25 protein-coding genes are annotated in these 22934 nt (G+C 64.6%); all 25 read right to left on the reverse strand.

The features are described from left to right. Positions 1 to 60: 60 nt before the first annotated feature. The 25 genes from NDO48_RS12495 to NDO48_RS12615 all read right to left on the reverse strand — a co-directional run bounded on the left by NDO48_RS12495 (position 61) and on the right by NDO48_RS12615 (position 22796). Entirely contained in the window at positions 61 to 729 is a 669-nt protein-coding gene (locus NDO48_RS12495) for a response regulator transcription factor (protein WP_018429280.1), read from the reverse strand. Positions 730 to 945: 216 nt separating this feature from the next. After that, a complete protein-coding gene (locus tag NDO48_RS12500; protein ID WP_018429279.1) occupies positions 946 to 1494 on the reverse strand; it encodes a transglycosylase SLT domain-containing protein in 549 nt (182 codons plus the stop codon). Further along, entirely contained in the window at positions 1466 to 2767 is a 1302-nt protein-coding gene (locus NDO48_RS12505) for a flagellar hook-length control protein FliK (protein ID WP_267321553.1), read from the reverse strand. Before NDO48_RS12505 ends, NDO48_RS12500 begins: the two co-directional genes overlap by 29 nt. Next, a complete protein-coding gene (locus tag NDO48_RS12510) occupies positions 2764 to 4212 on the reverse strand; it encodes a chemotaxis protein MotC (RefSeq protein WP_267321554.1) in 1449 nt (482 codons plus the stop codon). The genes NDO48_RS12505 and NDO48_RS12510 overlap by 4 nt, the downstream gene beginning before the upstream one ends. Next, positions 4209 to 5555, reverse strand: coding sequence for a MotB family protein (locus NDO48_RS12515; protein ID WP_267321555.1), 1347 nt, complete (start codon positions 5553 to 5555; stop codon positions 4209 to 4211). The genes NDO48_RS12510 and NDO48_RS12515 overlap by 4 nt, the downstream gene beginning before the upstream one ends. Next, positions 5552 to 6172 carry a hypothetical protein gene (locus tag NDO48_RS12520; protein ID WP_026227466.1) on the reverse strand — a complete coding sequence of 207 codons (621 nt, stop codon included), beginning with the start codon at positions 6170 to 6172 and terminating at the stop codon, positions 5552 to 5554. Before NDO48_RS12520 ends, NDO48_RS12515 begins: the two co-directional genes overlap by 4 nt. Next, complete coding sequence (gene fliF, locus NDO48_RS12525) at positions 6172 to 7818, reverse strand: flagellar basal-body MS-ring/collar protein FliF (protein WP_018429274.1); 1647 nt, start codon at positions 7816 to 7818, stop codon at positions 6172 to 6174. Before fliF ends, NDO48_RS12520 begins: the two co-directional genes overlap by 1 nt. A 121-nt stretch (positions 7819 to 7939) precedes the next feature. Continuing rightward, positions 7940 to 8812, reverse strand: a complete 873-nt coding sequence (locus NDO48_RS12530) for a flagellin (protein WP_018429273.1) — start codon at positions 8810 to 8812, stop codon at positions 7940 to 7942. A 372-nt stretch (positions 8813 to 9184) separates the two neighbouring features. Then, positions 9185 to 9967, reverse strand: coding sequence for a flagellin (locus tag NDO48_RS12535; protein WP_026227465.1), 783 nt, complete (start codon positions 9965 to 9967; stop codon positions 9185 to 9187). Between the two features lie 463 nt (positions 9968 to 10430). Next, positions 10431 to 11216: a flagellin gene (locus NDO48_RS12540; RefSeq protein ID WP_267321556.1), complete on the reverse strand. Its 786-nt coding sequence runs from the start codon at positions 11214 to 11216 to the stop codon at positions 10431 to 10433. Positions 11217 to 11611: 395 nt separating this feature from the next. Then, complete coding sequence (locus NDO48_RS12545) at positions 11612 to 12394, reverse strand: flagellin (protein ID WP_267321557.1); 783 nt, start codon at positions 12392 to 12394, stop codon at positions 11612 to 11614. A gap of 265 nt (positions 12395 to 12659) precedes the next feature. Continuing rightward, complete coding sequence (fliP, locus tag NDO48_RS12550) at positions 12660 to 13391, reverse strand: flagellar type III secretion system pore protein FliP (protein WP_018429269.1); 732 nt, start codon at positions 13389 to 13391, stop codon at positions 12660 to 12662. Then, complete coding sequence (locus NDO48_RS12555; RefSeq protein WP_267321558.1) at positions 13388 to 13888, reverse strand: flagellar basal body-associated FliL family protein; 501 nt, start codon at positions 13886 to 13888, stop codon at positions 13388 to 13390. The genes fliP and NDO48_RS12555 overlap by 4 nt, the downstream gene beginning before the upstream one ends. 8 nt (positions 13889 to 13896) lie before the next feature. Further along, complete coding sequence (gene flgH / locus NDO48_RS12560) at positions 13897 to 14601, reverse strand: flagellar basal body L-ring protein FlgH (protein WP_018429267.1); 705 nt, start codon at positions 14599 to 14601, stop codon at positions 13897 to 13899. Then, entirely contained in the window at positions 14598 to 15194 is a 597-nt protein-coding gene (locus tag NDO48_RS12565) for a MotE family protein (RefSeq protein ID WP_018429266.1), read from the reverse strand. Before NDO48_RS12565 ends, flgH begins: the two co-directional genes overlap by 4 nt. A gap of 3 nt (positions 15195 to 15197) precedes the next feature. Then, on the reverse strand, positions 15198 to 16454 hold the full coding sequence (locus tag NDO48_RS12570; RefSeq protein WP_267321559.1) for a flagellar basal body P-ring protein FlgI: 1257 nt from the start codon (positions 16452 to 16454) through the stop codon (positions 15198 to 15200). Continuing rightward, a complete protein-coding gene (gene flgA / locus NDO48_RS12575) occupies positions 16451 to 16924 on the reverse strand; it encodes a flagellar basal body P-ring formation chaperone FlgA (protein WP_040456922.1) in 474 nt (157 codons plus the stop codon). The genes NDO48_RS12570 and flgA overlap by 4 nt, the downstream gene beginning before the upstream one ends. Before the next feature lie 5 nt (positions 16925 to 16929). Next, positions 16930 to 17718, reverse strand: a complete 789-nt coding sequence (gene flgG / locus NDO48_RS12580; protein ID WP_018429263.1) for a flagellar basal-body rod protein FlgG — start codon at positions 17716 to 17718, stop codon at positions 16930 to 16932. An 11-nt stretch (positions 17719 to 17729) separates the two neighbouring features. Beyond that, positions 17730 to 18038, reverse strand: a complete 309-nt coding sequence (locus NDO48_RS12585; RefSeq protein ID WP_018429262.1) for a flagellar hook-basal body complex protein FliE — start codon at positions 18036 to 18038, stop codon at positions 17730 to 17732. Then, entirely contained in the window at positions 18038 to 18454 is a 417-nt protein-coding gene (gene flgC, locus NDO48_RS12590; protein WP_018429261.1) for a flagellar basal body rod protein FlgC, read from the reverse strand. The genes NDO48_RS12585 and flgC overlap by 1 nt, the downstream gene beginning before the upstream one ends. A gap of 5 nt (positions 18455 to 18459) precedes the next feature. After that, complete coding sequence (flgB, locus tag NDO48_RS12595; RefSeq protein ID WP_018429260.1) at positions 18460 to 18840, reverse strand: flagellar basal body rod protein FlgB; 381 nt, start codon at positions 18838 to 18840, stop codon at positions 18460 to 18462. An 82-nt stretch (positions 18841 to 18922) separates the two neighbouring features. Beyond that, a complete protein-coding gene (locus tag NDO48_RS12600) occupies positions 18923 to 19552 on the reverse strand; it encodes a hypothetical protein (RefSeq protein ID WP_018429259.1) in 630 nt (209 codons plus the stop codon). Beyond that, complete coding sequence (gene fliI, locus NDO48_RS12605) at positions 19536 to 20894, reverse strand: flagellar protein export ATPase FliI (protein WP_267321609.1); 1359 nt, start codon at positions 20892 to 20894, stop codon at positions 19536 to 19538. The genes NDO48_RS12600 and fliI overlap by 17 nt, the downstream gene beginning before the upstream one ends. A gap of 50 nt (positions 20895 to 20944) precedes the next feature. Further along, positions 20945 to 21667, reverse strand: coding sequence for a flagellar basal-body rod protein FlgF (flgF, locus tag NDO48_RS12610; protein ID WP_267321560.1), 723 nt, complete (start codon positions 21665 to 21667; stop codon positions 20945 to 20947). A gap of 7 nt (positions 21668 to 21674) precedes the next feature. Beyond that, positions 21675 to 22796, reverse strand: coding sequence for a DUF1217 domain-containing protein (locus NDO48_RS12615; protein ID WP_026227461.1), 1122 nt, complete (start codon positions 22794 to 22796; stop codon positions 21675 to 21677). Between the last annotated feature and the right edge of the window lie 138 nt (positions 22797 to 22934).

Below are 22934 nucleotides of genomic sequence, written 5' to 3' on the forward strand. Positions count from 1 at the left end.
GGTCTCCCCAAATCTCATGCCACGCATGGAAGCTACGCGGCATGTCTTGCGCGAAGCTGATCAGACGATCAGGCGGTAGCCAAGGAAACGCTTGGAATCGATCGGATCGTGGCCGAGGCGCTCGCGCAGCTTCTTGCGAAGCTTGCTGATGTGGCTCTCGACGACGTTTTCTTCGACTTCTTCGTCGAAGACGCCGTAGATGGCGTTGAAGACTTGCGTTTTAGTGACGCGGCGGCCGCTGTTGGACGCCAGATATTCGAGGATACGGCGCTCGCGGCGCGGCAGCGGCATCGGTTCGCCGTCGATCTCGGGATCGCGGCCGTCCATGAAGATGCGCATGGCGCCAATCTCGGTGAAGCCGGTGTCCTCCTGGGCACGCCGGCGGATCGCCGTGATGCGCGCCAGGATCTCGCGGATGTGGACCGGTTTGCGGATGACGTCGTCGACGCCGGACTCGAAAAGCTTGAGCGTGTTTTCGAGATTGTTCTGCTCGCTGAGCGCAATGACCGGCGCCTTGGAGCGGTCGCGCAGCTGGCGAGGGGAGATGGAACCCTCATGGCAGTCGCCGATGAGGAACGCGCGGACAGAGCGCAGGTCCTCTTCAGGCGCGCTCGTAACCCATTCGCCGAATTCGCTCGAACGGAAGCCGGCGCAAGCCACGCCTTCCCGGTCAAAAAGTGAGTTATATCCCTTGGTGACGAGCTCGCGCTCGTCGACAACTACTATCATCGGCCCCGCCTCCGAATCGAAAAGTTAATGCCCCGTTAACCAATCGGTATCGGGTGCAACGGGCTGTAACCAATCGTGAGATTTTGCCTGTAGTTTTTGGGGAGTCTGGAATCGCATGGGTTGAACCGATTGCACGACATGCGTGCAATCGTTGCCAAATTCCAGGAGACGGGAATGTCGCGGCTGACTGCCGGTTTCAGAACGCCGAAAAGACGCTCATGGGTTGCAGAAGGTTCGGGCGTTGTCGGTCCAGCGGCCGAAGCCGGTGGCGACCATGTTGGCGATGACGCGACAGACATATCGCTTCTGTGCGGGGTCGTTGTTGGGACCGGCGTGATAGCGGGCGACGGCCATGGACCAGGACTCGTGGCGGCCGTGCAGGCTGACCAGAAAGCGCGCCGCATAGTCGACATTGCGCCTGGGGTCGAGCATGTCGCTGACACTGCGGAATTCGTTGCCGTGATAGCGATGGTTGATCTGCATGCAGCCGAGGTCGATCAGCGTCTTGCCTTCGGCCCGGGCGGCCTCGAAGGCGGCGATCGCTTCAGCCTGGCTGCGCGGAAAGACCGCTTTTCCCTCAATATTCAAGGCGTTGGGCTGCAGGCTGCCCTTCTTGCCTGTCTCGGTCAGGCCGACCGCATAAAGGATGCCGACCGGCACGCCGTAGCGATCGGCGGCCCTGACGATCTCAGGCTCGCACGGGTTGGCGGCGGCCGAAGCATCGACGGCAGCGGCGCTAGATGTAGCGGCTGCCGCCAGGACCATCAGTGCGAGCCGACGAGATGTTGCGTGTACTGCCTTCATCATTTGTCGCCCCTCCTGTCGTTCTGCCGTTGCCTGATTGCCTGCCTTCGCTACCCGTTCCTCCCGATTGGAAGGCTTGCTGGTCGCGGCCTCCGGAGCCTGGCGAAAGCGCACCGCCATCCGTGCGCGCCTGGCTGTTCGATGCTGCCTGAGGTTGCTGGATGGTGACGCGGTCGACGTCGAAACCCAGGCCGCGCAGGGCGCTGTTGATGGCGTCACGATCGGTCGACAGGCGATTGTAGGCTTCAGCGTTCTCGACCTGGATTTCAACCGACAGTTGATCTCCCGACAGGTGCAGGCTTGCCGTCACCATGCCAAGTTCGACGGGGCGCAGCTGGATCTTCAAAACCTGCGTTCCAGGCGTGCTTGAACTGTTGGCCTGCAGCTGCTGAACGGCCGATACGGCGGCCGTTTGACGCGGCGCTCCCGACGCGATCGCGAGCGCAAGGGCGCCTGCCGTCGAGCCGGTGGATGGGGTCGCGGGCGCGGGGATCATCTGCTCGGAAATGACGGTGACGCGATTGGTTGCCGCCGCCTGTTCGGGCTGCCGCACAGGCGTGGGCCGAGCCGGCTTGTCGGCTGGCGCCGCAGCTTCGCCGGTCGCATCGCCAGCCGGTTTTGCCTGCGCTGCCGCTTCCCCTGTGGTCGCCGCGTCAGTTGCGCCCGCCAGTGCCGGCGGAAGTGCGGAGCCGCCATTCGGGCGCGCCGCCGACTTGCCTGATGCGAATGGCTGGCCTTCGGCCAGAGCGGCATCGGTGCCTTCGGTCGGGACAGCGGCATCGCCTGCTTCGCCCGAAGTCGATTGTGCGCCGCCGGAGGTTGCCGGCTGGCTGGCCGCCTTGCGCAACTCGCTCAATGCAAGCACCAGCGGCATGGCAGCTTCGACGTTCTGATCGTTGGCGGCTGGCTCCTTGGCGACGGGGGCGGGCAGGGTTGTTTCCGCGTCTTCGATCTTTGCGTCGTCCTTGGCCGCGACGTCGCGCTCGACGGTGCCTTCGACGTCGCCGGCATCCTTGGCGGCAAGCCGCTCGGCAAATTTCTGCCAGCGCTTCTCGTGCTGTGCGCCGCCATCGACACGCGGTTCCTTGGCGGCGCGTTCGCCACCCTTCTTCGGGTCGAGCAAGGCCTGGCCGAAATCGGCCTGCTCGTCGCCACCCTGCAGGGAGGAACGATCGTTGGCGAAAGCCTGCCTGGTGGGCGTGCTCACAATCGCCGAACCGATGCCGTCGGTCATTTGGGGGAGGCTCCTAGTAGTTCGTCAATGGCTTCGAGCGTGCGTCGCGCTTCGATGATCTTGGGATCTTCAGGCTCGGCGGCCGGCTGCTGTGGCGTCGGGTGCGATGCCGTCTGCTGGGGGGACGACGACGGGGCATGCTGCTCCGGCGCCGGGGCTGCCGCTGTTGCGGGCGCAGGCACTGGAACCGGCGAGGGCACCACCTCGCGGACCGTCGTTCTTGCCGGCGCAGCGGTCGGGGCTTGTGCCGGTGTCGATGCCGCTGGAGCCGGCGTGGCCGGCGCTGGCGCAGCCGCGTCCGGGATCATGGGGTCGCTTGGCCCCGGCTGCGTATCGAGAGGGGCCGGGGGCAGGTTGGCGATGTCGACCGGCTTCTGCGCCTGTTCGACAGGCGTCGGCACGGCAGAGGTGACTTCGGAAGCGATGGCTTCGACGGCTTCGAGAAGTGCGCGGTCGCCCTTGGAAAGCTTGCTGCGGTCGATGCTGCCGAGCTTGTCGAGCATGTCGCCAGACGTGCCCGAGGTGACGCCGGACAGACCGGAATAGAGCTGGGCGCGCGGGTCGTTGTCGTTGCGCTGGCCGTCGCGGCCTTGCTCGGCCTTGCGGGCGGCGAAGGTGGACAGTTCGGCAAGACCGTCGATGGCGGCGCGGCGGGCGATGCGTAGGTAGACGACCTTCTCCTGCTCGGCGTCCATCATGGCGGTGACTTCGGCGAGCGCGTCGAGATTGATCTGACCATTCAGGGCGACCACACCGGTCACGAAGGCGTCGGCGAACTGGCTGGCATAGGGCGAGCGCAGATAGTTGCGTACATATTGCAGCGAGTTGTGAAGGAAGCGGCCGCCGTCGCCGATGCGCGGCGCAAGCGCCACCGAGCGGCGCAAGGCGGCTTCCTCGACAAGTGTGCCGGGGCTCATCAGCCGCGCCTGGTCAAACAGCTTGACCGCCTGCTCGGGTTGGTCGGCGACGCTGACGGACCCCTTGACCAGCGCCAGGAACGCGCCGAGCTCGGAGGTCTCGGTCAGCGGGTTGATGGATGCGAGGGCGTCGATCGTGCCCTTGGGCTTGCCGCGGAGATAATCGATGACGCCCTGGGCCATCTGCTTGTCGGCGTCCTCGAGCGTGAGGCGCGAGACGACCTGCTCGATGGTCAGCGGGTTGCCGCCGCTCATGGCGTAGATGAGCAGGGCGCGGAAATTCTTGGGATCCTTGAACGACGCGGGATCGGCGGTGCGCATGCGCTCGTCGGTCATTTCGAGCAGGCGACGCTGCATTGGCAGCGATGCCTGGTCGCCCGCGGCGATACGATCCTGGACCAGCTGCAGGCAGCGGACCATCTGGTAAGGTTCCAGCCCCGGCGCCTCGCTGGCGCGCGCATGGTCGGGCGCTGTCGCCGCGATGAGGGCGATCAGGCCGGCACCAGCGAAGGTCGCCGCGAGCCTCATTCAGGCTTCTCCAGCAGGATTTCGATGCGGCGGTTGACTGGCGAGAACGGCTCGGACGGATCCTTGAGCTTGCGATCGGCGAAACCACCGACCTCGACGACACGCTTTTCGTCCAGGCCAGCACGTACCAGCATATAATAGGCGGAGTGCGCACGGGCGGTGGACAGACGCCAGTTGTCGTAGCTGGCGTTGCGGAAGGGGCGGGCGTCAGTGTGGCCGTTGATCGAGACGTTGCCTGGATGAGTGGCAATGGTCTTGGCGATCTTTTCCATCGCCAGGATCAGTTCGCGGCGCGGCACGGCGGAGCCGATCTCGAACATGCCAAAGTCGAGCTGCTCGGTGACCGAGATGACCACGCCCTTGTCGGTGGCGACGACCGAGAGGCCGTCGGGCAGGTTCTGGCCCTGCTTGATCGCCGCGGCAAGTTCCTGGCGGATGGCGTCTGCGTCCTGGACCGTTTCCTTGGTGGGGGCTGGCTCCTTGGGCTGCTCGGCCATTGCCTCAGCCTCGGCCTTCTCGCTCTTGGGAGCGTCGCCGGATTTCGTCGCGTCGTTCGGCTTCGTCGCTTCGGCAGGCTTGACTGCGTCTCGCGGCAGCGGGGGCGTTGCCGCGTCGGCGGCCGAAGCCTGCTCGGTCGTCGGCTGCTCTTCGACATGCTTGATCGGAGCGGAAGGCGTGGACCGCGCGGTCGGCTCGCCGGGCTTGGCCGGTTCGCCCTCGATGGCCGCGCGCTCGGCACTGGCTTCGGCCGCGGGGGTTGCCACCTGCTCGGTCCAGAAATCGGGTGCGAACGGATCGCGATAGGCTTCGCCACCGGTGGCGCCGCTCGACGGGCCAGACAGTTGCGCGCCGCCGTCGCCGCGCTCGGAGATGTTGGCCTTGGCGCCGGTCTCCTGCGCGATCTCGGCCAGCACGGCGTAGGGATCGGCGAAGAGGTGGTCGTCGGATTTCTTGGCCGCGTCGGCGGTGTCGATCGAGTTCTTCTCGGTCGAGGGGCCGGCACTGCTGCGTCCGTCGGTGCCTGCCTTGGCTTCGGGCTGCTGAGGATCCTCGGCGGTCAGGCCGACGGAGTTGGGACCGTCGCCCATTTCCTCAAGACCTTTGCGGCTCGCCTGGCGGTCGACCAGTTTGACCGGGTTGAAGTAGCTCGCAACCGCTGCCTTGGTCTGCTCGTTGGCGGCGCTGATCAGCCACATGACGAGGAAGAAGCACATCATCGCCGTCATGAAGTCGGCGAAGGCGATCTTCCAGGCGCCGCCATGGTGGCCGTCGTCGTGGTCGGCATGACGCCTGACGATGATGATCTGCTGGTGATGGGGATCGCTGTTGTCGGCGGCGCTCATGGCAAGGTCTCGGAAAGGGCCGAAGACCATTCGCCAAGGCGGGTCTCGAACAGATTGTCGTCGATCGACACACTCAGATCGAAGCCAGTGGCTTCGGTGAAGTCGACATTGCCCGCCCGTTCCCCCAAGGCGGTCGCCAAGGCGTCGAACATGAATTGCGGACCACTGACGCGAATGCGTACCGCTTCACGGTCTTCCATGGCCGACAGCACTGCGGCTGCGAGGGCGTCGATGGAGCGCTTGCGAATGTCGTCGCTGACAAGACCGGCGATGATGCGGGCGGCAGCATCGGTGGCAAGATGAACGACACGCGCCTCCATGTCCCGCAGACCAGCGGCCATGGCCGTGCCGGTCTCGGTGCCCATATGGATGCCAAACGCGCTCAACTCGGCCGCATGCTGCTGGCGCTCGGCTTCGAGGGCTGCCTCATGTTCGGCCACGAGGCGGGCAGTGAGCGCCTCTTCGGCCTCGGTGACTGCGATCGCAATCAGTGTGGGAAGGTCGGGTTCGGGCACCGCCTGCGGGTAGGTCGGGGCGGGGAAAGGCTTGTCGTCATCCGCACGCGACGCATGCGGCGCGAAGTCGGTCAGCCGTTCGAACAGTGCTGCGATCGACATCAGGCGGCGACCTCCTGGCCGGCCCATTTGCGCAGGATCAGTGCGGTACGCTCTTCATTGATGTCGACCATGCGAGCGAGGCGGTCCTGGGGGGCGGGACGCAGCTTGTTGCGCAGATCGTCCATGGCATGTGACCGCTGGTCGGACAGGGCGACAGGCTCCTCCTCAAAGGAAGCCATTCCTTCGGCGTTGGGCAGCGCCCGCTGCATCTCCTCGAAGCTCGGGCCGGCAAAGGTCGGCAGGGCCGGGGCACCGGACTGGGTGAGCGCGGCCGCCATCGGGCGCAGGCCGAAGAAGGCGATGAGGAAGACGACGACGATGAAGGCAGCGGCGTTGATCAGCGTTCCGGTGTGCTGACCGATCGAATCGAGGACGCCGGGGCTTGCGACCTGCACTCCATCGAGGCCGTCGATGAACTCGACCGCCGAGACGTTGATGATGTCGCCGCGCTTTTCGTCGAGGCCGGTGGCGGAAGCGACCATCTTCTGGATATCGGCGACGCGGGCGGCAATCGCCTCCGGGGTGGCGTTCTGGCCGAGGATGGCGGCGAGGCGCTGCTGGTTGACGACGACGGCGATCGACATCTTGGTCACCGAATAGCCGTTCGAGACCGTGGCGATGCGCTTGGAGTTCATCTCGTAGTTGGTGATTTCTTCCTTGCGGTCGCTGGCCGACGTCGACTGCGGGCCGTCGGTAGCAGCCGCGCCGGCGTCGGGCAGGTTCTGCTCGACGGTTGCGGGCGTCGCCGACTGCTTCTGGTTGGAGTTCTCGTTGGCGCGGACGACCTGGACCGAACGCTCGACGCGCGATTCGGGATCGAAGATGGTCTCTTCGGTCTGGCGCGTGTCGGTGTTGACATCGGCCTTCACGCTGGCGCGGAAATTGTCGGGGCCGAGATAGGCTGTAAGCGCGCGGCGGATGTTGTCTTCGATCTGGGTTTCGACGGTGCGCTCGACGCCGATGGAGCGGGCGGCGCTGGAATTGGCGGGATCATCGCCCGAGGCGAGCAGGTTGCCCGAAGCGTCGAGCACGGTGACGCGCTCGGAATCGAGGCCGGGAACTGCCGCGGCGACGAGGTGACGGATGGACATCGCCGCCTTGTCGGCGTCGGCGCTGGAGGCGCGGATCACGACGGATGCGGAGGGCTTCTGCTCGTCGCGGCGGAAGTTGGCGCGCTCGGACATGACGATGTGAACGCGGGCGGACTTGATGCCCTGGATGGACTGGATCGTGCGGGCGATCTCGCCTTCCAGTGCGCGGACGCGGGTGACCTGCTGCATGAAAGAGGTGAGGCCGAGCGAACCGACATTGTCGAACAGCTCGTAACCGGCGTTGGAACTGGTGGGCAGGCCCTTTTCGGCGAGCAGCATGCGCGCCTTGGCGGTGCTGCCGGCAGGAACCAGGACCGTCGTGCCGTCGGAGGCGACGTCGAAGCCGATGCCGGCTTCGCCAAGCACCATGCCGATCTGGTTCACGTCGGAGCGTTCGAGCCCGACATAGAGCGTCTCGTAGGCCGGACGATTGAGATAGATGGAGGCAACGCCGACCACGGCGATGACGAGCGCCGCGATGCCGCCGAGGATCGCCAGCTTGCGCGGGCCGAAACTCTGCAGATTGGCGACGATGGTCCTGAGCTGTTCGGGCACGTGCGTAGGTTCCCCGCAATATCTTCCGCAGAGACCCTAGACGTCGAAGCTTGTGCAAAAATGGAAAGGGCCGCGCCCGAGGCGCGGCCCTTTTCGATAATCTGCCGGCTGCGTGGCCAGGTCAGCCCTTGAACAGGGCCAGGATCGCCTGCGAGTTGGAATTGGCGATGGAGAGCGCCTGGATACCGAGCTGCTGCTGGACCTGGAGTGCCTGCAGGCGGGTCGATTCCTTGTTCATGTCAGCGTCGACGAGCTGGCCGACACCGCGGTCGATGGAATCCATCAGCTTGGAGACAAAATCTTTCTGCAGGTCGATATGCGACTTCGCGGCGCCGAGCTCGGATGCCGCCAGGGTGAACCCCGTCAGCGCCGTTTCGATGTCGGCGAGGAAGCCGTCGATGTCAGCATCGGTGCCGTTGGTTTCGACGTTGATCGCCATGATGTCGGCGGTGATCGGCCTGGCGGTGCCGTTGGCGGCAAAGAGGGTGATGTTCGAGATGTCGATCGAGATCTTGCCCAGGGAGACGGTGCCGTTGGCGGCGCGGTTGTAAGAAGAGACGATTTCGACCGGACCAGGATCATCGGTGGCCAGCATGTTGGAGCCGGCATAGCTGGCGCCGATCGCAGCGCTCTTCAGGTGGCCCAGCAGCGGCGCGATTTCGCCCTGGACCTGCTTGCGCGTGTCCAGTCCCTGGCCACGCGCGGTGATCAGCTTCTGCTTGATATTGTCGATGACGCCGATGATGTCCTTCAGTGCGGTGTAGGCCGTGTCAACCTTGCCGGCGCCGAGACCGAGCGCGTCCTGCACCGACGAGTTTGCGCCGTTGTCGGAGCGCATCGTCGTGGCGATGGACCAATATGCGGCGTTGTCGGAAGCCTCGGCCACGCGAAAGCCGGTCGAGATGCGCCCCTGGGCAACCTGGAGCGCCTTGTTGGTGGAGCTCAGGCTCTGCAGCGCAGTCATCGCTGATGCGTTGGTCATGATGCTGGACATCGGATAAGGCCCCCACTGTCGTTTCGCGCCACCTTCGGTAGCGCTTCCGCTGCATACGCGGCTGGTTAACCATAGCTAAACAAGTATGGTTAATAGCTGATTAATGGCGCTTGATCAGAGCCTGCCGGCGCTGTCGGTGACGCGGCGGAATGATCTGCCCGGAAGCTTGCGCGGGGCTATCCGCGAATGTGCCAGATGGACGTTCAGACGTAGAAATATGCCATTTTATTCAGCCGGTTACGTAATTCGACCCGCCTGAGTGGAAGCCCCGGTGCGCAATGCAATCTGCTGCTTGCATTAGACAAAACGAAACCGGGCCGTACCTTGCGGTACGACCCGGCGTCCTTGTTGCCGAGATGGCTCGGATCGATCTTAGTTGCGGAACAGCGACAGCAGCGACTGCGAGCTCGAATTGGCGATCGAAAGCGCCTGGATGCCGAGCTGCTGCTGGGTCTGGAGGGCGGCGAGACGTGCCGACTCCTTGTTCATGTCGGCGTCGACCAGCTGGCCGATACCGCGGTCGATCGAGTCGATCAGCTTGCTGGTGAATGACATCTGCGAGTCGACGCGGGTCTTGGCGGCGCCGATGGTGGCGGCATTCGACTTCATCGCCGTCAGGGCGGTTTCAGTCAGTGCCGCGTCGGTGGCAGCCGTCAGGGCGGCCTCGAGGTCGTAGGCGGCGACGGTCATCGTCGTCGGAGCGGCGCCCGGCTGGTAGCCGGTCACGATGTTGGCGGCCGTGCCACCTGTTTCGAGCATGTTGACGCCCTGGAAATTGGCGTTCTGGGCGATCGAAACGACCTGGGCCTTCAGCTGGGTGATTTCAGCGTCGATGGCGGCGGTGTCGGTGCCGGGCGTTGCGCGGGCAACGTACTTCTTGACGATTTCCTTGGTCTTCTCGATGGCCTCTTCCAGAGCGGAGGAAGCGGTGTCGAGGACAGCGGCGCCGAGACCGAGAGCATCCTGAACGGCGCTCAGAGCGCCCGTCTGGGTGCGCATCGAGGTCGCGATCGACCAGTAGGCGGCGTTGTCCGAGGCGGTCGAAACGCGCTGGCCGGTGGCGATGCGATTTTGAGTGGTGGCCAGATTCTTGTTGGTGCTCGACAGCGTCTGGAGAGCCGTCATTGCAGACGCGTTGGTGAGAAGGCTGGTCATGAGCCCTGTTCCTTGTATTCAGTTTTTTTCGAGGAACATGCCGGCGAACAGCCGGCTCAGGCGAAGCGGCATCATACCTATGGCCAACTGTCTGGGCCAACTCGCGCTGTATCGCGATCTAACCGCGGACTTCCTGCCAAAGGGCTAAAAATCATGGTTAATCAACTCTAAATAGCTGATTTTTTTAACCTTAATGCGAATTTGCGGGACCTTCCAACGCCTGATCGTGACTTGTTTTGGCACGGAAGCTCAAGCGCCGCAGTCGACAGTCTGCCAACCGGCGTTTGCAAGTTCCTTCGACGGGCACGACGAGCAGGATCCCCGATGCGGCGCCGCTGTCGGCGACAGCCCCATAACGAAACCGGGCCGTACCTTGCGGTACGACCCGGTCTGCGATCCTTGTGCCTGAGACGGCCGGGATCGATATCGATGCGGGCGCGGCGAGCCGCGCCCGTCCGATCTATTAGCCGCGGAACAGCGACAGGAGCGACTGCGAGCTCGAGTTGGCGATCGAGAGCGCCTGGATGCCGAGCTGCTGCTGGGTCTGGAGGGCGGCGAGACGTGCCGACTCCTTGTTCATGTCGGCGTCGACCAGCTGGCCGATGCCGCGGTCGATCGAGTCGATCAGCTTGCTGGTGAACGACTTCTGCGAGTCGACGCGGGTCTTGGCAGCGCCGATGGTGGAAGCGGCCGTCTTCATAGCGGTCAGCGCCGTGTCCACAGCCGTTGCGGTGGTGGCGCCGGTCAGGGCAGCTTCCAGGTCGTAGGCGGCGACGGTCATCGTCGTCGGAGCGGCGCCCGGCTGGTAGCCGGTCACGATGTTGGCGGCCGAACCGCCGGTGCTCTTGAGCATGTTGACGCCCTGGAAGTCGGCGTTCTGGGCGATCGAAACGACCTGGGCCTTCAGCTGGGTGATTTCAGCGTCGATGGCGGCGGTGTCGGTGCCGGGCGTTGCACGGGCAACGTACTTGTTGACGATTTCCTGGGTCTTGCTGATGGCCTCTTCCAGAGCGGAGGAAGCGGTGTCGAGAATGGCGGCGCCGAGGCCGAGAGCATCCTGAACGGCGCTGAGAGCGCCCGTCTGGGTGCGCATCGAGGTCGCGATCGACCAGTAGGCGGCGTTGTCCGAAGCGGTGGCAACGCGCTGGCCCGTGGCGATACGGCCCTGCGTGACAGCCAGGTTCTTGTTGGTGCTCGACAGCGTCTGGAGAGCCGTCATTGCGGACGCGTTGGTGAGAAGGCTGGTCATGAGCCTTGTTCCTTGTACTCGAAACTTTTTGAGGAACATGCCGGCAAACAGCCGGCTCAGGCGAAGCGGCATCATGCCTATGGCCATCTGTTTGGGCCAACTCGCGCTGTATTGGAAATCTAGCCGGGAACTCTCTGCCAAAGGCCTAAGCAACGTGGTTAAATAACTCTAAATCAATGATTTTTCTAATTTTTATTCAAACTGCCTGGAGTTTTGGGGCGGGCGGCAGCTCATCTGCGGGACTGCTTTTCGACCGGTGTCGATGTCGCTGCCGGCAAGCATCAAAACGAAAACCGGGCCGTACCTTGCGATACGACCCGGTCTGCGATCCTTGTGCCTGAGACGGCCCGGATCGGTATCGATGCGGGCGCGGCGAGCCGCGCGCGTCCGATCTATTAGCCGCGGAACAGCGACAGCAGCGACTGCGAGCTCGAGTTGGCGATCGAGAGCGCCTGGATGCCGAGCTGCTGCTGGGTCTGGAGGGCGGCGAGACGTGCCGACTCCTTGTTCATGTCGGCGTCGACCAGCTGGCCAACACCGCGGTCGATCGAGTCGATCAGCTTGCTGGTGAACGACTTCTGCGAGTCGACGCGGGTCTTGGCCGCACCGATGGTGGCCGCAGCCGTCTGCATGGCCTTGAGGGCGGTGTCGACGGTGGTTGCGTCGGTGGCAGCCGTCAGGGCGGCTTCGAGGTCGTAGGCAGCAACCGACATGGTCGTCGGAGCGGCGCCCGGCTGGTAGCCGGTCACGATCGCAGCAGCCGTGCCACCGGTCTCCAGCATGTTGACGCCCTGGAAGTCGGCATTCTTGGCGATCGAAACGACCTGGGCCTTCAGCTGGGTGATTTCAGCGTCGATGGCGGCGGTGTCGGTGCCAGGCGTTGCACGGGCAACGTACTTGTTGACGATTTCCTTGGTCTTATCGATGGCCTCTTCCAGAGCGGAGGAAGCGGTGTCGAGGATGGCGGCGCCGAGGCCGAGAGCATCCTGAACGGCGCTCAGAGCGCCCGTCTGGGTGCGCATCGAGGTCGCGATCGACCAGTAGGCGGCGTTGTCCGAAGCGGTGGCAACGCGCTGGCCGGTGGCGATACGGCCCTGCGTGACGCCCAGGTTCTTGTTGGTGCTCGACAGCGTCTGGAGAGCGGTCATTGCAGACGCGTTGGTGAGAAGGCTGGTCATGAGCCCTGTTCCTTGTATTCGAATTTTTTGAGGAACATGCCGGCAATCAGCCGGCTCAGGCGAAGCGGCATCATGCCTATGGCCAACTGTTCCGGCCAACTCGCGCTGTATCGCGATCTAACCGGGCACTTCCTGCCAAACGTCTAAGCAATGTAGTTAATCAACCGTAAATAGCTGATTTTTCTCAGTTTTATGCAAAATGGCCGAAGCTTGCGCTCCGGCCATTCGTTGCATTTCCGAAGTAGGCGACGCGCTTTCCGGGTCGCTACGTGAAGGATCGCACGAGGGAACCCACCAGCAGGTTCCAGCCGTCGATGAGCACGAAGAACAGGATCTTGAAGGGCAGCGACACCACTGTCGGCGGCAGCATCATCATGCCCATGGCCATCGTGATGGTGGCGACGATGAGGTCGATGACGAGGAACGGCAGCACGATCAGGAAGCCGATCTCGAAGCCGCGGCGGATTTCGGAGATCATGAAGGCGGGAACGAGGATGCGCAGGTCGACCTTGTCTTCCGAGACGGTCTGGCCGCGCTCGCGGGCGAGGTCGGCGAACAGGTTGAAATCCTTGTCGCGGACATTGTGCATCATGAAGGTGCGGAACGGATCGGAGATGCGCTCGACGGCCTCGGTCTGGGTGATCTGGTTGTCCATCAGCGGCTTGACGCCGTTGTTCCACGCCTGGTCGAACGTCGGCGCCATGACGTAGAAGGTCATGAACAGCGACAGCGAGATCAGGATCAGGTTGGCGGGCGTCGACTGCAGGCCGATACCGGTGCGCAGGATCGAGAAGGCGATGACGAAGCGGGTGAAGCTCGTCACCATGATCAGCAGGCCCGGCGCCACCGACAGCACGGTGAGCAGGCCGAACATCTGGATGATATAGCCGACGGTGGCGCCATCGGGGTTGCCGAGGGCGTTGAGGTTCAACTGCTGGGCACCGGCGGGCAGGATGCCTGCGGCGAGGATGGCAACGGTGGCCAGGAACTTTTTCATTCGAACAGCAACGTTCTGATCAGCACTTCCTTGACATGGCCGTCGCTGCGGATGGCGGCGCGTTCGTCGAGGTCGGTCTTGAGATGACGGAAAGCGCTGGCGCCCTGGACCTGGTGGATCCGGAGCGTGCGCACATAGGCGAGCAGGTCCTGGTGGACCCGCTCGGTGAGTTCGGCCGGCTGCGGCGCGTCGAGCACGAGCGACACCTCGAGGCGTATCCACATGGTGTCGGGTGCGGCCAGATTGGAGGTGATCGGCGCAAGCTGGACCAGCGTGCCGGCTGCGGCGGGATCTTCTGGAGCCGCAGCGCCTTCCTTGCCGCCATGCGGCTTGGCCTTTGCCTCGGTCTTTTCGACCGGCTTGGCTTCGCCGTAGAGATACCCGCCCGCCATCCAGCCCATGCCGATGGCGGCCGCCGTCATCAGCAGCAGAGCGCCGAGCTGGACGACCATCGACGGGCCGGACTTCTGGGTGATGGGCAGTTCGATCACTGACATGGGCGGACCTAGAAGGGGAGGACCTGGTCGAGGACCTGCTGGCCGTAGGGCGGCTGCTGGACCTCGGTGATGCGGCCGCGGCCGCCATAGGAGATGCGAGCTTCGGCGATGCGCTCGTAAGGAATGGTGTTGTTCGGGCCGATGTCGGACGGACGGACGATGCCTGCGATGGTCAGCACGCGCAGCTCGGCGTTGACGCGGACTTCCTGCGAGCCGCGGATCATCATGTTGCCGTTGGGCAGGACATCGGTGACGACGGCTGCCACCAGAAGGTCGAGCTTTTCGGAGCGCGAGGTCGCGCCGTCGCCCGAATAGATCGACTTCGAACCGGCATTGCCGTCCAGCTTGCCGCCGGTTCCGACGCCGTCCCATTCCGCATTGAGGCCACCACCGATGGTGCGGTTGCTGGTGCGGTTGCGCTCGGACTCGTTCTTGAAGCGCGCCCGGTCGTCGATCGAGATCTTGACGGTCAGGATGTCGCCCGGCTGGAGGGCGCGCGGGTCGGTGAACATGCGGCTCTGCTTGTCCTGCCACAGCGAGAACCGCTTGGTCGGGGTCGCGGGCGCCTCGGGATAGCGGTACATCGACGAGCTGCCGTCTTCGATGCCCGAACCGACGGCGGACATGGTCGGCTCCTTGCCGACCTCCTTGAGGTTGGCAGCGCAGCCGGAGAGGCCGGCGAGCATGGCGACGAGGAGGACTTTTCTGGTCATGAAGGATCTTCCCGGCGGGCGGCGCTCGCCATGATACGGGTCAGCTCGGCGGCCGACTTCTTTTCCATTTCGTTGAGAATGACGCTGGCCTTGCGGGCGTCGAGCTTCATTAGAATGGCAGACGCCAGCTCGACGTCGAGTGCGGCAAGCCGCTCGGCGGCGGCGTCGGGCTTCATCTTGGCGTAGATCTGGACGACGCCTTCCTCGGCGCGGGCGAGGAACAGTTCGCGGCGCTTGAGCCAGGTCTCGTATTCGGTCTTGCGTTCCTCGAGCAGCGCGATGCGCTTGTCGACCTCGGCCTGGAGCTTCTTCAGCTCCTCGGCCTGAAGTGCGTAGCGGCGGTCGCGTGCGGCGTCGGCGATGTTGGAGCAGAAGCGCTCTACTTCGCTCGGCTCCACCGTGGCCGGCTGGACGACGTTGGCCGTGGGCATCGGCCGCTCGATGAACTGGGCCGGCGCGCCCTGCTCCTGGGGCTGCGCGGGGGCAGTGGCCTCGGTACGGGCCGGGCCGACACCGACCACGAGCACGGCGAGTGCTGCGAGCGGGTAGACGCTGGAGCGGAACTTGGCGGAGAGCTCTTGGATCACGGCCATGCCTTACTGGACCACCAGGTCGGCTTGCAGCGCGCCGGCCGACTTGATGCCCTGGAGGATTGCAATGATGCCGTCCGGCTTGACGCCGAGGCGGTTAAGACCCGCGACCAGCGTTTGCAGGTCGGGGCCGTCGAGCATCGCGAGCTTGGAACCGGGGCGGGCGGCGTCGATGACGGTGAAGTCCTCGACCGCCGTCTGGCCGCGCGAGAACGGCTCGGGCTGGACGACACGCGGCTGCTCGGTGATGCGGACGGTGAGCGTGCCGTGGCTGATGGCGACCCTCGAGATCTTGACCTCGTTGCCGATGACGATGGTGCCGGTGCGTTCGTCGACGACGACGCGGGCAGGGCTGTCGGACAACACCAGCAGGTTTTCCAGCTCGGCATAGAAGCGGGCTGTGGAGATACCCTCCGGCTTGCGGATGACGATGGTGCGCGAATCCTGCTCGCCGGCGACGCGCTTGTTGAAGCGGTGGCGGGCGTAGTCGTTGATGGCGTCGGCGACGCGGACTGCGGTCGAGAAATCCGGGTTGAACAGCTGAAGCGTCAGCATGTTCTCTTCGGCGAAGCGTGCGGTGACCTCGCGCTCGACGATGGCGCCGTTGGGCACGCGGCCGGCGGTCGGGATGCCCTGGGTGACCTTTTCGGCAGCACCCTGCGCGTTGAAGCCGCCGACGAGCACCGAACCCTGGGCGACCGCGTAGATGTCGCCGTTCGGCGCCTTGAGCGGGGTCATGACCAGCGTGCCGCCGGCGAGCGAGGTGGCGTCGCCAAGCGACGAAACGTTGACGTCGATGCGCGCACCGGCCTGCACGAAGGCGGGCAGGTTGGCGGTGACGATGACGGCGGCGACATTCTTGACGCGGGCGCGGCCGTCCTCGGAGGCGATGCCGAGATTTTCGAGCATGGCGCGGATCGACTGTTCGGTGAAAGGCGCGTTGCGCAGGCTGTCGCCCGAACCGTTGAGGCCGATGACGAGGCCGTAGCCGACGAGCTGGTTGTCGCGCGATTCCTGCAGCGAGGCGATGTCCTTGATGCGAACATTGACCAGATGCGTGCCGATGCCGCCATTGAGCGACGTCAGCCGGTTGCCGCTGTCGCCGAATTTGCCGGTGTCGAAGGAGTCTTCGCCAGCATTGCCGCCGGCGGCCTGGCCGGCGCGTGCGTTGAACTGCGCTGCCGGCACACCGTCGGGGCCGTCGGCATAAGCTGTCTGGAGGCCGAGGACGGCGACTGCCGCGAGCACTAACCTGCGCATCATGTCGCACCCACGTGGATGGAACCGTCGGCCATGACGGTGCCGGTCAGGATCTTGCCGCTGTCGATGTTGCGCACCTTGACGACGTCGCCGGCAGCACCGGGCTCCAGGGTGACGCCCGAGGCCGAGATCATCAGCGCTCCGGCGGCGAAGACGACTTGGACGGCCGCGCCGCGCTCGACCAGCCACGCTTCGCGCAGGGCGTTGACGGGAACATACCGGCCCGGCAGCAGCGTGCGCTTGGCAACGCGGCCGTCGAGCTCGGCGGGAAGGGTCGCCACGCCATCGGGGCGCACCTTGCCCGGCCTGAGGGCAACTTCCTTGAGTGAGGAAAGCGCAATCGCCTCGCCGGGATAGATGACGCGGTTGGGAACGAGCACCACCTCCTGCTCGGCAGCCATCGCTGCGCCGCCAAGCATGGCGAACGCAAGAAGTGCCGCACGAATCCTGGGTAGGGCGTTGCCTCGCCGCATGATGCTCACCTGATGTTCTTGGAGACGACAGCGGCCATTTCGTCGGCCGCCTGGATGACCTTCGAGTTCATCTCGTAGGCACGCTGCGCCGAGATCAGCTCGGTGATTTCCTTGACGGGGTCGACGTTGGAGTTTTCCAGGTAGCCCTGCTTGACGGTGGCGAAGCCTGGATCGCCGGGCGCGCCGACATTGGCGGCGCCCGACGCTTCGGTTTCTGCGAACAGGTTGTCGCCGAGCGGCGCCAGGCCGGCCTCGTTGGCGAAATTGGCGAGCTGGAGCTGGCCGATCGGCTGGAGCGCGGTCTGGCCGGCAACGCGGGCGAAGACTTCGCCGGTGTTGTTGACGATGACTTCCAGCGCGTTCTGCGGCACCGTGATCGCCGGGATGACGTTGTAGCCGTCGATGGTGACGAGCTGGCCGGTGGCGCTTGTGTTGAAGGAGCCGGCGCGGGTGTAGAGGGTCTGGCCCTCTGGTCCCTCGATCTCGAACCAGCCGCGGCCGGTCAGCGCCAGGTCGTATTCGTTGCCGGTGTTGGTCAGTCCGCCCTGGATGTGGACGTTGCGGACGGCCGCCGTCTTGACGCCGAGGCCGATGCTGACGCCCTCGGGCACGATGGCCGAGTTGGCGCGGTTGGGAACGCCCTGCATGCGGTCGACCTGGTAGAGCAGGTCGGAGAATTCGGCGCGAGCGCGCTTGTAGCCTGTCGTGTTGATGTTCGCGATGTTGTTCGCGATCACCTCGAGGTTGGTCTGCTGGGCGTTCATGCCCGTGGCGGCAATGGCAAGCGCTTTCATCGCGGCGGTCCTCAGATGCCCATACGGCTGACTTCGAGATAAGCCGTGACGATCTTGTCACGGATGGCGATTGCCGCCTGAAGAGCCTGTTCGGCGCTCATGACGGCGTCGACCACCTCGCGGGTGTTGGTCTGGCCCTGGATGCCGGCTGCCGACAGCTGTTCGGCCTTGCGCATGGTGGCGGCCGTCTGCGCGGCGACGTCGGCAAGAGCGGCGGAGAAGGAGGTGCCAACTGCGCCGGTCGCGGCCGGTGCGATTTCGGGAAGGCCGGTCGGCTTGGTCAGGACCTGTTGGCCGAGCGGGCTGATGCTGCCGATCATTACTGGCTCCTCATAAGATCAATGGTCATGGAAATGAGATCGCGCGCCTGCTTAACGACCTGCAGGTTGGCTTCGTAGGACCGGTTGGCCTCGTTCATGTCGGCCATTTCGATCAGAACGTTGACGTTCGGCATCTTGACGTAGCCATTGGCGTCGGCCGCCTCGTTGCCCGGCTGGAACTCCAGCGGGAAGGCCGACTGGTCGTTGCCGATATTGGCGATCTCGACGGTCGAGCCACCGGTGGCGCGATCGAGCTCGGCGGCAAAGCTGATGGTCTTGCGGCGATAGGGATCGGCGCCCGGCGTGTTGCCGGTCGACTGGGCATTGGCCAGGTTTTCGGAGACGACGCGGAGGCGTTCGGACTGGGCGCCGAGGCCGGAGCCGGCGACCTTGAGGGCTGCGACAAGCGGATCCATCGGCGTCAGGCCTTGCTGCTCAGCATGATCATGCGGTGGAAGGCCTTGACGATGGCCGTGTTGAGCTCGAAGGAGCGGCGGACTTCGCCGGCCTTCATCAGCTCATCTTCGAGCGCCACCGTGTTCTGGGACGGCAGCACCGCATGCTTGGGCTCTTCCTGCTTGACCGCGTAGCCCGCTTCGGTGGCGCCGCCGGTGAGGTGGCCCGTCTGCGTTGCGGTCATGGCGACGCGCGAACGGTCGAGCACTTTCTCGAACGGTTCGACGTCGTGCGTCCGGTATCCGGGCGTGTTGGCGTTGGCTATGTTGCCGGCGATGGTCGTCTGGCGCACCGAGAGCCAGCGCGCCTGCTGGCTGGCCAGATCGAACAGGTTGACGGGGTCCATGGAAATCTCCGATCAGATTTCCAAACACTATTGCGCCAGTCTTGCGCGGGCCTTGCGAGGCCCGGCAAGCTTCGGGGCGCGGTCAGCGGGTGACCTGGAGGACCTCTTCGCGCGAGGTGACGAGCACCCACTTGCCCTTGCGCTGTTCGATCGAGGCGACCTTGCTGGAATCGGGCAGGACCGATCCGCGCTGGACGACCCACACGCCGGCGTCGTCCTCGATCATGGCGCGGCCGTTGGCAACATGGACCAGCTTGAAGCTGATCTTGGGGCCGGGGAAGGGCTGGTCGGCAATCTGGGCGCTGCTGCTGCCATCTTCGGTGGCGGGCTTCAGCGAGCCGGTGGCGAAGAGATCCAGCTTCATCGGCGGAATTTCCTCGGGCGTGATCGGCGCGCCGACGCGCTCGACCTGCTGGCCCATGGCCAGCGGCACGGACTGTTCGCTGTCGCCCTTGCCGCTGAACTTCATCGCGCGGATGCCGAACTTGTCCTGGTTGAAGAAGATGTACCAGGGAAACAGCGCACAGGTGGTGCCCAGCGCGATGCCAAGGCAGGCGATGATGAAGTCGCTCCTGTGATCGCGCTTCTTGCGGCGCGGCTCGATGGTCAGCGGCGGGCGCTGCAGCCCGACGCGCTGGAGCAGCGTGCGGGGCCTGTCCTGCGCGCCGATGATGTCGAGCAGTTCGCGCTCGGGATCACTCCGCCTGAACATTGGGTCTTTCCTTGGCTCTCAGATGGCCGGCGAGGTCGGAGAAGGGATCGTGCGAAGGGCCGTCGGCGGGCGACTGGGCCAAGGCTTCGTAGATCACCGGCACCTGTCGCACGGCGAGGTCTAGTTCGGGGTCGGCGCCGGGCTGGTAGGCGCCGAGCAGGCGGATGTCGCGGGTGTCCTCGAAGCGCGAAATCATGGCCTTGAGCTTGCTGACCAGAAGTCGCTGGTCAGGGCTCCAGGCTTTTGAAGCGAGACGCGAGATCGACGACAGCGGATTGACCGGCGGATAGCGGCCCTGCTCGGCGATGGAGCGGTCGAGCACGACGTGGCCGTCGAGGATACCGCGCACGGAGTCGGCGACGGGATCGTTGTGGTCGTCGCCATCGACAAGCACCGAGATGATGGCGGTGATCGATCCCTTGCCTTCCATGCCGGGGCCGGCGCGTTCGAGCAGCTTCGGCAGTTCGGTGAAGACGGACGCCGGATAGCCCCGCGCCACCGGCGGTTCACCGGCGCCGATCGCCACCTCGCGCAGGGCATGAGCGAAGCGGGTGATGGAATCGAGCACGAGCAGCACACGGTCGCCCTGGTCGCGGAAATGCTCGGCGACGCGCATTGCCGTGTCGGGCGCGCGCCGGCGCATCATGGCGCTTTCGTCCGACGTGGCGACGACGGCGACCGTCTTGGCCATGCTGGCCGCACCGATCGTGTCTTCAAGGAATTCGCGCACCTCGCGGCCACGTTCGCCGATAAGCGCGACGACGACCGTGTCGAAGGCATCGGCGCCGGCAAGCATGGCAAGCATCGTCGATTTGCCGACGCCCGAGCCGGCGAAGACACCCATGCGCTGGCCGAAGCAGAGCGGGGTGAAGATGTCGATGACGCGCACGCCGGTCATGAAGCCGGTTTCGACGCGCTGGCGCGCCAGCGCTGCCGGCGGCGCGGCCTCGGACGTCTGGGTGATGGAGGCGCGGATGAGGGGCGGCCCGTTGTCGATGGGCCGAGCCATGGCGTCGATGGCACGGCCGCGCCAGCTCGGGTGAGGGGTGATGACGATCGGGCCACGGGTGAAGATGGGGTCGCCGACGCCGACCTCGCCGCTGCTTTCATAAGGGGCGACGAGCACTTCGTCGCGACCGATCTGCACGATCTCGCCACGGCGGCTGCGGCCATGGCCGCGATGCTCGACGATGTCGCCGAGGCGGGCAATGGCTGACAGGCCGCCGACCTTGTAGTGGGTCGGGGCGATTTCGGTTACGCGGCCGCCGCGCCGCACCAGTGTGCGGTCGTCGGCAAAACGGCGCTGGATGCGCTCGAGCGCCTCCAGCCGGTCGTCGTGCATTGTCTCTGCTTCCGTACGGATGGCGTGCGGGGTGGTGCTCACTTAACGGCCTATTTCGAGCCGAGCGTCTTGATTGCGTCGGAGAAGGAGCTTTCCGTCTGGCGCATCAGGGCGGCGGTGTTCTCGAAGGCGCGCTGCACCATGATGAGCTTGGTCATTTCCTTGACCGGATTGACGTTGGACTCCTCGACGAAGCCCTGCACCATGCCGGCTTCCATACGGTCCACGACCGGTTCCGGCGTGGTCGGCGCGACGACGCCGGAATTGCCGTAGCGGATGAAATCCGGACCCGGGTTGAATTCGTAGAGGCCGATGGCACCAACCAGGCGGCCGTCCTGGCGCAGCGTACCGTCGGCGCCCGCCTGCGGCGGACCGGCACGCGGGTCGAGCTGGATCGGGGAGCCGCCGGCGTCGAGCACCGGGTGGCCTTCATGGGTGATGAGCTGGCCTTCCGCCGTCATCGAAAACCGGCCGTCGCGGGTCATGACGATTCCAGCCGGCGTGTCGATGCCGAACCAGGCCTGGCCTCTGATGGCGAAGTCGAATGGGTTGCCCGTCTGGGTCATCGCGCCGTGTTCGGTCGACAAATAGGTGTTGCCGGGCGAGGTGAACGACACCGACTTGGAGCCGAGGCCGGAGACGACATCCTCGAACTTCACTCCAGTGGCGCGGAAGCCGACGGTGGAGGCGTTGGCGACGTTGTCGGCAATGGTGTTCAGGCGCTTTTCCAGCGCTACCTGCGCCGATAGCGCGACATAGAGACCGTTCTGCATGATCGGTTCAGAACCTCAGCTTCTGCATGGCAAAGAGGAGGTCGGTCGAGACCCCGTATGTGTTGGGCATTCCGAAAAGGATGCCGGTCGATTGCGCGGTAGGCGAACTCGGGTTCTCGAGTTCCCAAAGGCTGGTGAAGCGCTTCAGGAACTGGTCGAGCTTCTTGGGATCGGAGAGATCGCTGACCTTCATCTTCTGTTCGAAAAACTTGACCTGCCGGTCGATGTCGGCATTGGCGAAGGATGCGGGCAGGCCGAGCGCGGTGCGCATCACCTTGCCCATCGCCGGATCGGCGAGCACTTCGTAGAAATTCTTGATGCCTGGCGCCTTGCGCTGGAAATAGAGGGCCAGGCGGACGCCTTCGTTGTCCTTGCCGGCGTCTTCCTCGAGCTTCTGCCGGAAGAACTTCTCGGTCGCGGGTTTCTGCGAGGCGTTGATGGTGGTGGTATCGGCGCCAAGGGCCTCGAAATTATATGTCGAGGCAAACGCTGCGAAGCGCTTGTCGACCATCTGGTTGGCGTAGCTCTTGGGATCGCGGACGCCGCCATCCAGAACCTTGGCCATCATCTCCTTGTTGGGGATGGAGGAACTGAGACCGAAGGCCTTCATGGCGAAGGTATAGAGGCGGTCGTCGGCGAGCAGATCCTTTGAAGACTTCACCTTGACGATGTTGTCGAGGTAGTACTTGACCTCGGCCTTGGTCGCATCGGAGGTCGGATCGCCACCGCCCAGCTTGACGGCTGCGAGGTATTTGTCGACCGCACCCTTCTGGGTCTGGTTGTAGGTGGTGGCGTTGGCGCCGAGTTCGGCGAAGTTGAAGCTCTTGACGAATTCGGCGTAGCGCTTGTCGGTCAGCTTGTTGGCGAAGGCGCCCGGTTTGGCGATGCCTTCATTCAACACCTTCTTCATGAAGGCCTTGGCGTAGGCCATGTCCTCGAGGCCGTGGGCCTTCATCGCATATCGGAAAAGCCGATCGTCCTTCAGAAGCTCGTCGACGCTTTTCACCTTGACGATGTTCTTGAGGTAATACTCGGTCTCGCGCTCGACCGTCGGCTGGTTTTCGACACGGTCGATTGCCTTGCCGATGTTCTTCGCGATCAGCATGTAGCTTGTGTAAGTATTGAGCACGGCAAGGCCCTTCCGTCGCAGGATAGTCGGGACAGGCTATGCGCAAATGCTTGCGCGAGGCTGAATCATTTCGCGACAAGGCTTCAAGCCTCACACAAGGCACGGCCGCTATCTCTGAGTGCATATTGCTTTCAATGC

The sequence above is a fragment of the Aminobacter sp. MET-1 genome (genome assembly GCF_026521175.1).
Lineage (GTDB): Bacteria > Pseudomonadota > Alphaproteobacteria > Rhizobiales > Rhizobiaceae > Aminobacter.

Coding starts and splice junctions, on each gene's coding strand:
- NDO48_RS12495 (WP_018429280.1), bottom strand. CDS start 729: ATGATAGTAGTTGTCGACGAGCGCGAGCTCGTCACCAAGGGATATAAC.
- NDO48_RS12515 (WP_267321555.1), bottom strand. CDS start 5,555: ATGAGCGCCGCCGACAACAGCGATCCCCATCACCAGCAGATCATCATC.
- NDO48_RS12500 (WP_018429279.1), bottom strand. CDS start 1,494: ATGGTCCTGGCGGCAGCCGCTACATCTAGCGCCGCTGCCGTCGATGCT.
- NDO48_RS12570 (WP_267321559.1), bottom strand. CDS start 16,454: ATGATGCGCAGGTTAGTGCTCGCGGCAGTCGCCGTCCTCGGCCTCCAG.
- flgB (WP_018429260.1), bottom strand. CDS start 18,840: ATGGACCCCGTCAACCTGTTCGATCTGGCCAGCCAGCAGGCGCGCTGG.
- flgH (WP_018429267.1), bottom strand. CDS start 14,601: ATGACCAGAAAAGTCCTCCTCGTCGCCATGCTCGCCGGCCTCTCCGGC.
- NDO48_RS12510 (WP_267321554.1), bottom strand. CDS start 4,212: ATGAGGCTCGCGGCGACCTTCGCTGGTGCCGGCCTGATCGCCCTCATC.
- fliP (WP_018429269.1), bottom strand. CDS start 13,391: ATGAAAAAGTTCCTGGCCACCGTTGCCATCCTCGCCGCAGGCATCCTG.
- NDO48_RS12565 (WP_018429266.1), bottom strand. CDS start 15,194: ATGGCCGTGATCCAAGAGCTCTCCGCCAAGTTCCGCTCCAGCGTCTAC.
- NDO48_RS12600 (WP_018429259.1), bottom strand. CDS start 19,552: ATGTTCAGGCGGAGTGATCCCGAGCGCGAACTGCTCGACATCATCGGC.
- NDO48_RS12505 (WP_267321553.1), bottom strand. CDS start 2,767: ATGACCGACGGCATCGGTTCGGCGATTGTGAGCACGCCCACCAGGCAG.
- NDO48_RS12545 (WP_267321557.1), bottom strand. CDS start 12,394: ATGACCAGCCTTCTCACCAACGCGTCTGCAATGACCGCTCTCCAGACG.
- flgA (WP_040456922.1), bottom strand. CDS start 16,924: ATGCGGCGAGGCAACGCCCTACCCAGGATTCGTGCGGCACTTCTTGCG.
- NDO48_RS12530 (WP_018429273.1), bottom strand. CDS start 8,812: ATGTCCAGCATCATGACCAACGCATCAGCGATGACTGCGCTGCAGAGC.
- NDO48_RS12555 (WP_267321558.1), bottom strand. CDS start 13,888: ATGTCAGTGATCGAACTGCCCATCACCCAGAAGTCCGGCCCGTCGATG.
- flgG (WP_018429263.1), bottom strand. CDS start 17,718: ATGAAAGCGCTTGCCATTGCCGCCACGGGCATGAACGCCCAGCAGACC.
- flgC (WP_018429261.1), bottom strand. CDS start 18,454: ATGGATCCGCTTGTCGCAGCCCTCAAGGTCGCCGGCTCCGGCCTCGGC.
- NDO48_RS12535 (WP_026227465.1), bottom strand. CDS start 9,967: ATGACCAGCCTTCTCACCAACGCGTCTGCAATGACGGCTCTCCAGACG.
- NDO48_RS12540 (WP_267321556.1), bottom strand. CDS start 11,216: ATGACCAGCCTTCTCACCAACGCGTCCGCAATGACGGCTCTCCAGACG.
- flgF (WP_267321560.1), bottom strand. CDS start 21,667: ATGCAGAACGGTCTCTATGTCGCGCTATCGGCGCAGGTAGCGCTGGAA.
- NDO48_RS12585 (WP_018429262.1), bottom strand. CDS start 18,038: ATGATCGGCAGCATCAGCCCGCTCGGCCAACAGGTCCTGACCAAGCCG.
- NDO48_RS12520 (WP_026227466.1), bottom strand. CDS start 6,172: ATGTCGATCGCAGCACTGTTCGAACGGCTGACCGACTTCGCGCCGCAT.
- fliI (WP_267321609.1), bottom strand. CDS start 20,894: ATGCACGACGACCGGCTGGAGGCGCTCGAGCGCATCCAGCGCCGTTTT.